The following is a 13,410-nucleotide window of genomic DNA, read 5'->3' on the forward strand; positions in this document are numbered from 1 at the left end:
GGTGCTCAGATGCGTTCGCGAGCGAGTTCCCACTCGAGTTTCGTCGGCATCTCCGAATCCAGTTTCGCTACGGCATCGGCCAGGAACTCTGCGGGCATCGGTCTACCCAAGAAGTAGCCCTGGGCACCGTCGCACCCGAGCAGTCGCAGCGCGTCGAGCGTGCCCGCGTCCTCGACCCCCTCTGCCATCACTCGCACCCCGAGGCTTCGAGCCAGGTCGATGGTCGAGCGCACGATCGACGCATCGGTGTCGTCGGTGTTCATCTTCGACACGAACGAGCGGTCGATCTTGAGCGTCTGCACCGGCAGACTCTGCAGATACGCCAACGAGCTGTAACCGGTGCCGTAATCATCGATCGCAATGGTTGCCCCCAAGCTGCGCAGGGACGCCAACGCGTTCACCGAACGCACCGGGTCGGTCATCGCGGTTGTTTCGGTGACCTCGAATTCCAGGGTGTGCGCCGGCACCGCGTACTTGGCCAGCGCAGCCGACACCTGTTCGGTGAGCGTCTCGTCGAGCAAGTTACGGACCGAAAGATTCACCGAAACAGACAGATTGATGCCGCGTCGCCGTAAGGCACTGCACTGCGCCAATGCCTCGTCGAGCACCAGCGCGGTGATTGCGGGCAGCATGCCGGTCCGCTCGGCGTCGGGAAGAAAGATCGACGGGCCGATCAAACCCTCACGTGGATGCTGCCACCGCAGCAGAGCTTCGACGCGATCGACGCTGCCCGATTCCAGATCCAGGCATGGCTGGAAGAACACCCGAAGCTGATGATCCCGGATCGCGGTGTCGAGCTCGCCCAGCAACCGCATCTGATCGTGGCGATCACGATCCATGTCGGGTTCGTATCGACCGACTCGGGTCTGCCCTGCCTTGGCTGCGGTCAGCGCCACATGAGCCTGCTGCATCATCGCCTCACCGTCGATCGGTGTCGCCGACCGGCCCTCCGGCCGGTGTGCACAGACCGACAGCTCTTCGATGGCTGCTACTCCGACCGTCGCATCGAGGGCGACGTTGATGTCGTGGACGAACATCTTGCGACTGACGGCGAACTGCAGCTGTGCGGCGGTCTCGCACACATCCGTCCGGCCGGGGCGACGAGTCATCGCGACCACGAATTGATCGCCTCCGAGGCGTCCGACCAGATCGTCGGATCGAACCGATGCGACGAGTCGATGGCCGATCTCACGCAGCACACTGTCGCCCACCCTGTAACCGAACGTCTCGTTGATCTGCGCAAAGCGGTCGATGTCGACCACCAGCGTGAAGACGTCCGAATCACCGCGAGTGGCGAGCATCGTGTCCAATCGCTCCCGAAGCAGACGCCGGCTGGCGAGTCCGGTCACCGCGTCCGTACGTGCGACATCCTCGAGAATGGCGGCCTGCAGTCGCAGCGTGCGCACGAAGCGCGCCATCCGTAACCCGACAAGCAGGATGACCAGCGCGGAGGATCCCACGATGACCCAACCCCATTGCTCGACGGGAACGCCGCGGGCCAGCTGGACTGTCATCACCGTGGGTACCACGGCGATTGCAACCGCGAGTCCGAAGAACCGTCCCCTACCGAATTTGAACGGACCGGGCCGGTCGGCCCGCCTGACGGACTTCTGCACATCGTGCAGGGCGACGACTCCGAAGCAGACGTACGAGGCCAACCACATCGCGTTCGGAATCGTCGATCGGTAGACCTCGGTGTTGCTCGCGGCGGAGTAGGACGCGAAGTCGGCCGACACGAGCAGGATTACCCCGGCTGCCGCGGCCAAGAGGGGAACTGTGGCCGACCGCGTGACGAGATACAAACTGCCGACGAGGGTCAACAAGAACGCGTCGACGGTGAGGTACGCCGTTGCCGGCCACAGCGCCATGGCCTCCGAGAACGACCGCGTCGAACTGTCGGAAATGACGAACACCCAGGTGACGAGACCGAACCCGACGGCCACGATGAGGCACTCGTACAGTTCCTCGAGCCCGAACATCAAACCGTTTTCGTCGGCGGCCCGAGCGAACCCGACTGCGATGATCGCGTAGCCCAGAAGGTAGAACACGTCCGCAGCGGAGAACGTCGGCAATTGACCACCGTCGATCTTCATCACGGCTATCAGCGCGTCCCCGATGACCCAGCTGCCGATGCCGACAACCATGTACTTCCACGTCCGCTTGTCCGGGCCGGGTTCACCGACGTAGCGATGCACGAAGGCAGCCACTGTGGCCGAGACCACGATTGCGTAAATCGTGTTCCGGGGTATTCCCTGTGGGGCGAGTGCGTAGGCCACCACTGCAAGTGCGCCGAGACCTAGGAAGCGCGTCCACAACATGGTGGGCCGATCCTTCCTAGGCCGGTCGGTGCGTACCCCGAACGTACGCAACAGCCGATCGAACCCGACGTTTGACCACAATTCGTCGCCGAATCATCCGCGGATGGGCCAAGTAACGAACTATTTCAAACCTGACGATCGTTCGCCAGTCACACATCGGGCACCGCGTCGGTTCAGCCCTCCAAAGATGCATCCAAGGTGATCTCCACGCCGGTCAGCGCCTTGCTGACGGGGCACGTTTCTTTTGCAGCCTGAGCAGCCTTCGCAAACCCGTCTGCGTCGAGACCGTCGACCTCGCCTCGCACGGTCAGCTTGATACCCGTCAACTTGAAACCGGGCTGGTCGGGACCGAGCGAAACGTCGGCGGTGACCTCGAGGCTCTGCGGGGTACCACCCGCCTCGGCGATCAAGGCCGACAGCTGCATCGCGTAGCAACTCGAGTGGGCAGCTGCGATCAACTCCTCGGGGCTGGTGGTGCCGTCGGCGTTCTCGGCGGCGCGCTTGGGAAACGACACGTCGAAAGTCGCTGCGCCGGAACTGGACAGCTCGACCTGGCCGGAACCCTGCTCGAGAGTGCCGTTCCAAGCTGTGCGTGAGGTACGAGTTGGCATCGAACTTCAATCCTTTCGTCGTCGACCCTGTGTAGGACCGATACTCAGGCTAACGTCGGCGGCTCGGCCGGGCCATCGAGTGCGGGAATCTCGACACGAAGAATGCGACAGATGTAGAAGTGTGCCCACATGCCGGGCGCGAACCATCTGTCCGGGTCCTTGGCCGCGTAGTCCGACGTCATGCCCTGGATCGACGGCCTGATTCACCGGAGTGGAGCCGGCTGAAACGACCCGGCTGGATGATCTCGGGTGTGAAATCAGGGTGTTCACCGAGGCGTCGACGCGGTGACGTTGGTTCACTCGATCCATGCGCATCGTGCACGCCCTCCTGACCATCGCAGCAGTTCTGACCGCTACCCCAACCATCCCCGACGACGGCAGCGCGTCGGACATCGCGGTGATCGCCGAGGATCTGGGCCTGCCGGGAGTGGCCTTCCGAGTCGTCTCCGAACGCGAGGTGATCGAGAACGTCGAGTACGGGGTGGACGGACACGGTGCCCCGATCGACAACGGCACGCCGTTCGTCTGGGGTTCGGTGTCGAAGTCGGTGACGGCAGCGACGGTACACTCGCTCGCCTCGCAGCAGCGCCTCGACCTGCGTTCGACTGTGAATTCTGTTCTGCCGGAAAGTGATTCGATCCTCCCCGGCGACGTCATGATCACCGACCTGATCCACCACACCAGCGGACTCCCCCACGACGTCGCCCGACTCGATGTGTGGGGACGAACCGACCGAGCACTCGACGTAGTACCCACCCTCGACGTCACCGCCGCCGAGCGCGGCAATTTCCGATACTCCAGCCTGAATTACCTACTGCTGCAGGCCATCGTCGAGAAGATCACTGCCGAACCGTTCGCGAACGTCGTGGCTCGGGAAACCGGAGTGCACACCGTCGATACCGTCGCGCCCGGACACGTTCCGTTCTTCGGACTACTCCGACGCATCGACACCGGGATCGATGCCGCCGGACTCGGCTACGGCTACCTCGGTGGTTCGATCGACGAACTCTCGCGTTACGCGGCGCGGCAACTGACCGAACAGGCGTCGAACGGTCTCGACACGGTACCGACGGGCTCGGGCACGGCATACGGATGCGGGTGGTACGTCGAAACGCTGTCCGACGGTACCGAGATGCGATGGCATTCTGGAGCGGTTCCCGGCTACTTCACGCATGTTGCGCTGATTCCCGAACGCCATCTGGCCGTGGTGTTCACGGCCAACAGATACGGCGAACTCGAGGCCGAAAAACTGGCGTCGGCGGCTCGCTCACTCGTGCTCACCCGACTCGGACTCGACGAACCCCGCACCACCGGCCTCGGCATGTACGAGATCGCGCTGATCGCGTCGAGCACCCTCGCGGTGTTGCTGGCACTGTGCGCGGGCCGAATCCTGCTTCGCATCAGGACTGCCCCGGGCCGATGGGCACCTGCGCACATCCTGATGGCCGTCGCTGCCGGAGGAGTGCTGTACTTCGCGATGCCGATGCTCACCGGTGCCTCCATCTCGACCCTTGCCCGCTGGGCTCCCGACATGACCCTGCTGTTCTGGATCGTGCTGGCGAAACTTGCGGTCATCGCCGTTGCCCTCGCTGCTCGGGCCTTCCGTCAATGGACCACTGCACACGTCTGAGCGGTGCAACGGTTCATTCACCCACGGAGGTGATCTGCGTGAATGGACCGTTGCATGCGTCTGAGCGCTGCAGGGGTCCATTGACGCGAACGGGACGGGCCGCGAACGGGGCGGGCAGGGTCGGCGGACGTACGACAACGGGCGACCCTCCGAAGAGGATCGCCCGATGTGTAGAGCTCGCGGAACCTACTCGCTGTCGCTGTCTCCGGTGGCCTTGGCCAGATCGACCGGGACCTCGTCGGGGACGATGATCGCTTTCTTTTCACCGCGGAAGGTGAACTTGGCGTCCTCGCCCGAGCCTTCGCCGTCCCAGTTCTCGACGTCGACCAGGATGATCTGGCCGGCTTCGATCTCGCCGAAGAGGATCTTCTCCGACAACGCGTCCTCGATCTCGCGCTGGATGGTGCGACGCAGTGGCCGCGCACCCAGGACCGGGTCGAATCCGCGCTTGGCGAGCAACGACTTCGCCTTCTCGGTGACCTCGATGCCCATGTCCTTGTTCTTGAGCGCACCTTCGACTCGGTTGAGCATGAGATCGACCATCTGAATGATCTCGTCTCGCGTGAGCTGGTGGAACACGACGATGTCGTCGATACGGTTCAGGAACTCGGGCCGGAAGTGCTTCTTCAGCTCGTCGTTGACCTTGAGCTTCATCCGCTCGTAGTTCGACCCGGTGCCTTCACCCGAGGAGAAGCCGAGACCGACAGCCTTCGAGATGTCTGCGGTACCGAGGTTCGAGGTGAAGATCAGCACGGTGTTCTTGAAGTCGACCGTACGTCCCTGTCCGTCGGTGAGACGACCGTCTTCGAGGACCTGAAGCAGCGTGTTGTAGATCTCCGAGTGGGCCTTCTCGATCTCGTCGAACAGCACGACGGAGAACGGCTTGCGGCGGACCTTCTCGGTGAGCTGGCCACCCTCTTCGTAGCCGACGTATCCGGGAGGAGCACCGAACAGACGCGACGCGGTGAAGCGGTCGTGGAACTCACCCATGTCGATCTGGATCAGCGCGTCGTCCTCGCCGAAGAGGAAGTTCGCCAGAGCCTTCGACAGCTCGGTCTTACCGACACCCGAGGGGCCGGCGAAGATGAACGAGCCCGACGGACGCTTCGGATCCTTCAGACCTGCACGGGTACGACGGATCGCCTTGGAGACAGCCTTGACGGCCTCGACCTGACCGATGATCCGCTTGTGAAGCTCGTCTTCCATGCGGAGCAGACGGGTGGTCTCCTCCTCGGTGAGCTTGAAGACTGGGATGCCGGTCCAGTTACCCAGAACCTCGGCGATCTCGTTGTCGTCCACCTCGGCCACGACGTCCAGGTCACCCGAGCGCCACTGCTTTTCCCGCTCGGCACGCTGACTGACGAGGGTCTTCTCCTTGTCGCGCAGGTTCGCAGCCTTCTCGAAGTCCTGTGCGTCGATGGCCGATTCCTTCTCCCGGCGCGCGTCGGCGATCTTGTCGTCGAACTCGCGCAGATCTGGCGGCGCGGTCATCCGGCGGATGCGCATCCGCGCGCCGGCCTCGTCGATGAGGTCGATTGCCTTGTCGGGCAAGAACCGATCGTTGATGTACCGGTCGGCCAATGTGGCAGCCGCGACGAGCGCACCGTCGGTGATCGAAACGCGGTGGTGTGCCTCGTAGCGATCGCGCAGACCCTTGAGGATCTCGATGGTGTGCTCGACTGTCGGCTCGCCGACCTGGACGGGCTGGAAACGACGCTCGAGTGCGGCATCCTTCTCGATGTACTTGCGGTACTCGTCGAGGGTGGTGGCACCGATGGTCTGCAGTTCGCCACGAGCCAACTTCGGCTTGAGGATCGACGCAGCATCGATGGCACCTTCGGCAGCACCCGCGCCGACGAGCGTGTGCAGCTCGTCGATGAACAGGATGATGTCGCCGCGGGTGTTGATCTCTTTGAGCACCTTCTTCAGGCGCTCCTCGAAGTCACCGCGGTAACGGCTGCCGGCCACGAGCGAGCCGAGGTCGAGGGTGTAAAGCTGCTTGTCCTTGAGCGTCTCGGGAACCTCGCCGTTGACGATGGCCTGAGCCAGTCCCTCGACGACGGCCGTCTTACCGACACCGGGCTCGCCGATGAGGACGGGGTTGTTCTTGGTACGACGCGAGAGCACCTGCATGACGCGCTCGATTTCCTTCGCGCGACCGATGACCGGGTCGAGCTTGCCTTCGAGCGCGGCCTGGGTGAGGTTGCGACCGAACTGATCGAGGACCAGTGACGTCGACGGGGTGCCCGCCTCGCCGCGGCCACTGCCGGACTCGCTGGGCTCTTTGCCCTGGTAGCCCGAGAGCAGCTGGATGACCTGCTGGCGTACCCGGTTGAGGTCGGCTCCGAGCTTGACCAGAACCTGAGCCGCGACGCCTTCGCCTTCGCGGATCAGGCCGAGCAAGATGTGCTCGGTGCCGATGTAGTTGTGGCCGAGCTGCAGTGCTTCACGCAGGCTGAGCTCGAGTACTTTCTTGGCGCGCGGGGTGAACGGGATGTGACCGGACGGAGCCTGCTGACCCTGGCCGATGATCTCCTCGACCTGGCTGCGTACTCCTTCGAGGGAGATGCCCAGCGACTCGAGAGACTTGGCGGCGACGCCTTCGCCCTCGTGGATGAGGCCGAGCAGAATGTGCTCCGTGCCGATGTAGTTGTGGTTGAGCATCCGGGCTTCTTCTTGAGCCAGGACGACAACACGCCGCGCGCGATCGGTGAACCTCTCGAACATCGCTCTCCCTCACTTCTTGGTGGGTGGTAGCTCGCCCACCAGTTCTTCTAGCGCCGCAGTGTCCATACGCTGAGGTCGCTTGTGCATTTGAAGGTAAGACTGGTACTCACTGTAGTTGGCCGACGTGACGAACGCCGACCCTCCACCCCTGAAATGCTGCGAAACCGCCCGCGAATACGGACTGCCTTGCCTGCTTACTGTTCATAACGCAGGCACTATGCAAAACGTTTCCCATTCGATGTCCGCTGCTGGCGAACAGCGCTTTACCGACCGATCAGGCTTGGGAGGGCTTGACGATCGGAAACAGGATCGTTTCGCGGATGCCAAGGCCGGTCAGTGCCATCAACAGACGGTCGATGCCCATACCGGTTCCGGTGGTCGGCGGCATGCCCTGCTCCATCGCGGCGAGGAAGTCCTCGTCCAGAACCATTGCCTCGTCGTCGCCTGCCGCAGCCTGACGAGCCTGGTCCTCGAAACGCTCGCGTTGGATGATCGGGTCGATCAACTCGGAGTAACCGGTCGCCAGCTCGAATCCGCGAACGTAGAGGTCCCACTTCTCGGTGACGCCGGGCTTGCTGCGGTGCTGCCGGGTCAGAGGGGATGTCTCGACGGGGAAATCGCGAACGAACGTCGGTTCGGTCAACGCGTCACCCACCTGGTGTTCCCACAGTTCTTCGACCAGCTTGCCGTGGCCGTAGATCGGGATGCCGTCCTTACGCGGCACCTCGACGCCGACCTTGTCGGCGATCGCGAGCAGTTCGTCGACGGTGGTGTCGGGGGTGACGTCGAACCCGAGCGAGGTCGACAACGACGGGTACATCTCCAGCGTCGTCCATTCACCGCCGAGGTCGTAGGTGGTGCCGTCGGGCAGCGTGACGACCGTCGACCCGAGCGCAGCCATGGCCACTTCCTGGACGAGCTCGCGCGTCATCGTCGCCGAGTCGTCGTACGTGCCGTAGGCCTCGTACGTCTCGAGCATCGCGAACTCCGGCGAGTGCGAGGAATCGGCACCTTCGTTACGGAAGTTGCGATTGATCTCGAAGACCTTCTCGATGCCGCCGACGACGCATCGCTTGAGGAACAGCTCCGGCGCGATACGCAGGTAGAGATCGGTGTCCATGGCATTGGAATGGGTGACGAACGGCCGGGCCGCGGCACCGCCGTGCAGCGTTTGCAGCATCGGGGTCTCGACCTCGAGGAAGCCGCGACGCTCGAGCGCATTGCGCAGCTCACGAACGACGGCGATGCGCTTGCGTGCGGTCTCCCGGGCTTCCGGGCGCGTGATCAGATCCAGGTAACGCTGCCGGATGCGCGTCTCTTCGCTCAGTTCCTTGTGCGCGACGGGCAACGGCCGCAACGACTTCGACGCGATCTGCCACGCGTCGGCCATGACCGAGAGCTCGCCGCGACGGGAGCTGATCACCTCTCCGTGTACGAACACGAAGTCGCCGAGGTCGACATCGGCCTTCCATGCTGCGAGGGCGTCCTCACCGACGCCGGCCAGGCTGATCATCGCCTGCAGCTGGGTACCGTCGCCCTCCTGCAGCGTGGCGAAACACAGCTTGCCGGTGTTGCGAACGAAGATGACGCGGCCGACGACTCCCACGATCAGACCGGTGGTCGTGTCGGCTTCGAGTTCGGGAAACTCGGTGCGGATCTCGAGCAAAGAATGGGTCCGCGGAACCGATACCGGGTACGCCTCGACCCCGCGCTCGAGCAGCGCAGCGCGCTTGGCACGACGAATCCGTAGCTGCTCCGGGGTGTCGTCGGCCGGCTGGGTAGAAGCTGTATCACTCACGCGCAGACACTTTACAGTCCAGGACTGTCAGTGCGATCAGTGCGCTGCGACGGCCTCTGCCTCACGAACGCAGTGCTTGGCCTGCGTCAACACTCCGAGCAGCCCGGCCGATTTGAGGGCCTGGTAGCCGCCGACCAGATCGGTGGCCTTGTGCAGACCCAGCAGCTTGAGCGACGCGGCCGCGAGCGAGGAGGTGTAGCCCTCGGAGCAGATGACGATCCACTCGACGTCGTGGTCGGTGGCGATCGCCAGACGCGCGTCACTGGTGGGATCCAGACGCCATTCGAGAACGTTGCGTTCGATGGCCAGCGCGCCCGGCAAAGTTCCCTCGACGGCGCGCTGGGCCTGCGGGCGAATGTCGATCACGACGGCACCGCGGTCGACTGCGTCGCGCAGCTCGAAGACGGTCATTCGATCGATGGTCTCGCGAGCGGATTCCAGCATTTCGACGATGGTCATGGTGTGAATGGTCATCGTGTGGCCTTCTCGGGTTCGTCGGTGAGCTCGCTGCGGGTGCGGCGCAGAGTCGCACGCTCGGTCACCTCGTAGTAGGACATCGCCGTCAGTGGCGGCGAGTATGCGTGCACGCTGAGAGTGGGCCCGGTCGTGGTCGACGCCGGATCGTGCATCACGTCGTGCACCCATCCCAGCGGGAAGGCCGCCTGGTCTCCCGCGTCGAGATGACGCTCCTTCAATTCGGTTCCCGCCCAGCGGTACTCGAGCAAAGACCCGCTCAGGACGGTCAGCGCACCGAGCGATCCGGCGTGATCGTGCAGTTCGGTGGACCGGTCGGGAACCCAGCTGATCAACCAGACGTCCAGATCGTCGTCGGAGTGCAGACGAGTGGCCCAGCGCTCGTCGGTAGGCCACCGTCCACCGCCTGGCAACAGGTGGTCGAATCGACCTTCGAGGACGTCCGATGCGCCTTGATCGGTGATCCGCAGCAGGTCGGGAGGACGCAGCCGCGTCGGCAATGTCGAGACCGACCGTGAGGACAATGTGGGTCGGGAAGGTGCAGAAAATACAGGTGTGGAAAGCATGAAGCTCTACTCCAGGGGTGTGTGACGAACGAGGCAGCGGTCAGCCTCGACAACACTCCTGGGTGGCCATGCACATCATCACGCCGACGATTCTGACACACGAACCCCGGTTGCGCCAGCGCGCTCACCGTGGACGTCACTGAAGACAGTCAGCGTGGACGCCGTGCCATGTTCCGTTCGTAGACCAGTCGCAGTCCTTCGAGCGTCAGGTCCGGTTCGTGGTGCTCGATGGTGGTCGACTCGGGCAGGATCAGCGCCGCGATGTCTCCGGTGCCGATGACCGCGACGTCCGTACCGGTGACCTCGGGCACCTCGCGCCTGATTCGTCCGACGAGACCGTCCACCAGGCCCGCGAACCCGAAGATCGTGCCCGACTGGATGCATTCGACGGTGTTCTTGCCCAGCACCGACCGCGGTCGGACCATCTCGACCTCGCGCAGCGTGGCGGTTCGGGTCGACATCGCCCACGCCGACATTTCGAGTCCGGGCGCAATGGCACCGCCGAGGAATTCCCCTTTGGCAGATACGACGTCGACGCAGGTGGTGGTACCGAAATCCACCACGATGCACGCCGAGTCGTACAAGTCATGCGCGGCAAGGGTATTGACGATCCGATCGGCTCCGACTTCTTTGGGATTGTCCACCAGCAGCGGAACTCCGGTACGGACGCCGGGTTCGACGACCACGTGCAGCACATGATCCCAGTAGCGCGTGAGCATGGTGCGCATCTCTCGCAGCACCGACGGCACCGTCGACAGTGCGGTGATTCCGGTGATCTGTTCCGCATCGGCTCCGAGCAACCCACGCAACATCAGCGCCAATTCGTCGGCTGTCACATGGGGGTCGGTTCGAATGCGCCAGTCCCGCAGCAGCTTGGAGTGATCACCGGTGCCGGTGAACAGCCCGACCACGGTACTGGTGTTGCGCACATCGATCGCGAGGAGCATGAAATCAGACCAGCACGGAATCGGCCCGGAGATCGCGCGGAGTGATCAGACCCGAGCCCGCAGGCGCATGAGCCGGATCGCTGCCCAGCTCGACCGGCCGGTTCTTCTCGTCGACGAACAACACCCGAGGCGCGTAGTCGGCAACTTCCTGCTCGTTCATCACCCCGTAGGCGATCAGAATCACCAAGTCACCCGGATTGACCAGATGAGCTGCAGCCCCATTGATTCCGATGACACCGCTGCCGCGTTCACCGGTGATCACATAGGTTTCCAGTCGCGCCCCGTTGTCGATGTCGACGATGGTGACCTGCTCGCCTTCGAGCAGATCTGCCGCCTCCATCAGATCCAGGTCGACGGTCACCGAGCCCACGTAATGGAGGTCTGCGTGCGTGACGGTGGCGCGATGGATCTTGGACTTCATCATGGTACGAAACATCGTGTCACTCTCCACTTTTGGGATCGTCGGGGTACTCCAGAAATCCAGTGCCGACTGCGACACCGACATTGTCGATCAATCTCGTGCTACCGACCTTGGCCGCCACGAGCAGCCTCCCGTCCCCACGTTCGGGAGCCGGGCCGAGATGTGGATCGCGTACTTCCAGGTAATCGACCTGCACCAGCGGTGCCTTGTCGAGAACGGCACGCGCAGTAGCGATGATGGCGTCTGCTCCTCCGGCCGCAGCATGCGCTCCGGCTACCAGCGCCGCCGACAAGGCCATCGCCGCGTCCCGCTGCTCGGGGTCGAGGTACCGGTTACGCGAGGACAAGGCGAGACCGTCCTGCTCGCGCACCGTCGGTACCCCGATGACGGCGACGTCGAAGTTCAGGTCTCGCACCATCTGCCGGATCAGCGTCAGCTGCTGGTAGTCCTTTTCGCCGAAGTACGCGCGATGGGGAGCCGCGATCTGCAGCAGCTTGGCGACGACGGTGAGCATGCCCGCGAAATGCGTTGGCCTGCTGCCGCCTTCGAGTTCTGCGCCGAGCGGTCCGGGATTGACGGTGGTGCGCGGACCTGACGGATACATGTCCGATACCGACGGCGCGAACACCAACTCGACGCCCTCCTCGCGGAGCAGCGCGACATCGGCGTCGAGGGTTCGTGGGTAGGCATCCAGATCCTCGCCGACGCCGAACTGCAACGGATTGACGAAGATCGACACGATCACCACTGCACCGGTGAGCTTGGCCTGCCGCACCAACTGCAGGTGACCGGCGTGCAGCGCGCCCATGGTCGGCACCAGCGCGACCTGCTTGCCGACACCCCGTAAGGCCTTGGACACCGACGTGATCACCGCGGGATCGTGATGAACCGTCAACTGTCCCTTGGTGTAGCTGCCCGCCAGGGTCATTGCTTCCCTTCCAGAATCTCGATCAGATCGGCTGCCGCACCGATACGTTGAGCCGACCGCAGCGACAGCGCACGGTAACCGGCGGCGATCCGGGGATCCACGGCCTCGAGCACGTCGAGGTGCTTTCGGACGGCTGCGGCATCGCCTCGGGCCACCGGGCCGGTGAGCGCCGATTGCCCGTTGCGCAGCGCATTGTCCAGTGCTGCTTCGAGCAGCGGAGCCAGAACACGCTCGGGCACACCACGTTCGGCGTCGGAACCAGGAAAACCCGGTCCGGCCAACGCGACTCGAAGCGCTTCGACCGCGTCGACCACAAGCGTGACGAGGTGATTGCTACCGTGCGCCAACGCGGCGTGGTACAGCGCCCGATTGTTCTCGGCCACGTGAACCGGCTCGCCGCCGATCTCGAGCACCAGAGCCTGCGCGACGGCGTAACCGATCTCGTCACTCGCAGTGATGCCGAAGCACGCCGCCGTCATCCGGTCGGTGTCCTCGGCTCTGCCGCTGAACGTCATGGCCGGATGGATCGCGAGAGGCACGGCACCGAGGGCAGCGAGCGGTTCGAGTACCGAGACGCCGTTCGCACCGGAGGTGTGCACCACCAACTTGCCCGGTGCCACAGCCCCAGTTGCTGCCAAGCCGGCGACGATCGACGCCAGTTCGCTGTCCGGGACGGCCAGAATGAGCAGTTCCGCGCGCCGAGCGACGTCGTCGACCGGCAGAATCTGCGATTCCGGTAACCGGTCGCGCACCCTAGCAAGCGACGCGTCCGACACAGCGGCGGCACCGACGACGACGTGTCCGACGCGTTCGAGTGCCTCACCGAATGCGGTGCCCACCCGCCCGGCCGAGACGACACCCACCGTCAATCGAGCTGGAGACAGACCACCAGTGAACCCAGATGAGGTCACCGAAAACTTCCTCTCGTTCGTTCCAGTCCCGCGCGGCGGGTACCAGACGTCCTGCAGGGAACAATAGCGACAGCGGCAC

Annotated in this window: 12 protein-coding genes; 1 reads left to right on the forward strand and 11 read right to left on the reverse strand. The window is 63.9% G+C overall.

Annotation, left to right across the window (positions count from 1 at the left end):
- Nucleotides 1-5 precede the first annotated feature (5 nt).
- The 3 genes from QM797_RS15940 to QM797_RS15950 form a co-directional block, all read right to left on the reverse strand.
- Nucleotides 6-2,318 carry a putative bifunctional diguanylate cyclase/phosphodiesterase gene (locus tag QM797_RS15940; RefSeq protein ID WP_283276619.1) on the reverse strand — a complete coding sequence of 771 codons (2,313 nt, stop codon included), beginning with the start codon at nucleotides 2,316-2,318 and terminating at the stop codon, nucleotides 6-8.
- Nucleotides 2,319-2,491: 173 nt separating this feature from the next.
- Nucleotides 2,492-2,929, reverse strand: a complete 438-nt coding sequence (locus tag QM797_RS15945; protein WP_283276620.1) for an OsmC family protein — start codon at nucleotides 2,927-2,929, stop codon at nucleotides 2,492-2,494.
- A 44-nt stretch (nucleotides 2,930-2,973) separates the two neighbouring features.
- Complete coding sequence (locus QM797_RS15950) at nucleotides 2,974-3,111, reverse strand: hypothetical protein (RefSeq protein ID WP_283276621.1); 138 nt, start codon at nucleotides 3,109-3,111, stop codon at nucleotides 2,974-2,976.
- 125 nt (nucleotides 3,112-3,236) lie between these two features.
- Between QM797_RS15950 and QM797_RS15955 the strand changes: the two genes are divergently transcribed.
- Nucleotides 3,237-4,559: a serine hydrolase domain-containing protein gene (locus tag QM797_RS15955; RefSeq protein WP_283276622.1), complete on the forward strand. Its 1,323-nt coding sequence runs from the start codon at nucleotides 3,237-3,239 to the stop codon at nucleotides 4,557-4,559.
- Nucleotides 4,560-4,745: 186 nt separating this feature from the next.
- On the opposite strand, the gene QM797_RS15960 is transcribed toward QM797_RS15955, so the two are convergent.
- The 8 genes from QM797_RS15960 to QM797_RS15995 all read right to left on the reverse strand — a co-directional run bounded on the left by QM797_RS15960 (nucleotide 4,746) and on the right by QM797_RS15995 (nucleotide 13,331).
- On the reverse strand, nucleotides 4,746-7,286 hold the full coding sequence (locus QM797_RS15960; protein WP_283276623.1) for an ATP-dependent Clp protease ATP-binding subunit: 2,541 nt from the start codon (nucleotides 7,284-7,286) through the stop codon (nucleotides 4,746-4,748).
- A gap of 274 nt (nucleotides 7,287-7,560) precedes the next feature.
- Nucleotides 7,561-9,084 carry a lysine--tRNA ligase gene (gene lysS, locus QM797_RS15965; RefSeq protein ID WP_283276624.1) on the reverse strand — a complete coding sequence of 508 codons (1,524 nt, stop codon included), beginning with the start codon at nucleotides 9,082-9,084 and terminating at the stop codon, nucleotides 7,561-7,563.
- A gap of 36 nt (nucleotides 9,085-9,120) precedes the next feature.
- A complete protein-coding gene (locus QM797_RS15970; protein WP_283276731.1) occupies nucleotides 9,121-9,543 on the reverse strand; it encodes a rhodanese-like domain-containing protein in 423 nt (140 codons plus the stop codon).
- An 11-nt stretch (nucleotides 9,544-9,554) separates the two neighbouring features.
- On the reverse strand, nucleotides 9,555-10,124 hold the full coding sequence (locus tag QM797_RS15975; protein WP_283276625.1) for a cysteine dioxygenase: 570 nt from the start codon (nucleotides 10,122-10,124) through the stop codon (nucleotides 9,555-9,557).
- Nucleotides 10,125-10,273: 149 nt separating this feature from the next.
- Nucleotides 10,274-11,071 (reverse strand): type III pantothenate kinase, encoded by a 798-nt coding sequence (locus tag QM797_RS15980; RefSeq protein WP_283276626.1) that lies wholly within the window; start codon nucleotides 11,069-11,071, stop codon nucleotides 10,274-10,276.
- Nucleotides 11,072-11,075: 4 nt separating this feature from the next.
- Complete coding sequence (gene panD, locus QM797_RS15985; RefSeq protein ID WP_283276627.1) at nucleotides 11,076-11,507, reverse strand: aspartate 1-decarboxylase; 432 nt, start codon at nucleotides 11,505-11,507, stop codon at nucleotides 11,076-11,078.
- 4 nt (nucleotides 11,508-11,511) lie between these two features.
- Nucleotides 11,512-12,420 (reverse strand): pantoate--beta-alanine ligase, encoded by a 909-nt coding sequence (gene panC / locus QM797_RS15990; RefSeq protein WP_283276628.1) that lies wholly within the window; start codon nucleotides 12,418-12,420, stop codon nucleotides 11,512-11,514.
- A complete protein-coding gene (locus QM797_RS15995) occupies nucleotides 12,417-13,331 on the reverse strand; it encodes a Rossmann-like and DUF2520 domain-containing protein (RefSeq protein WP_283276629.1) in 915 nt (304 codons plus the stop codon). Before QM797_RS15995 ends, panC begins: the two co-directional genes overlap by 4 nt.
- Between the last annotated feature and the right edge of the window lie 79 nt (nucleotides 13,332-13,410).

The sequence above is a fragment of the Rhodococcus sp. IEGM 1381 genome (assembly GCF_030056795.1).
Taxonomy (GTDB): domain Bacteria; phylum Actinomycetota; class Actinomycetes; order Mycobacteriales; family Mycobacteriaceae; genus Rhodococcoides.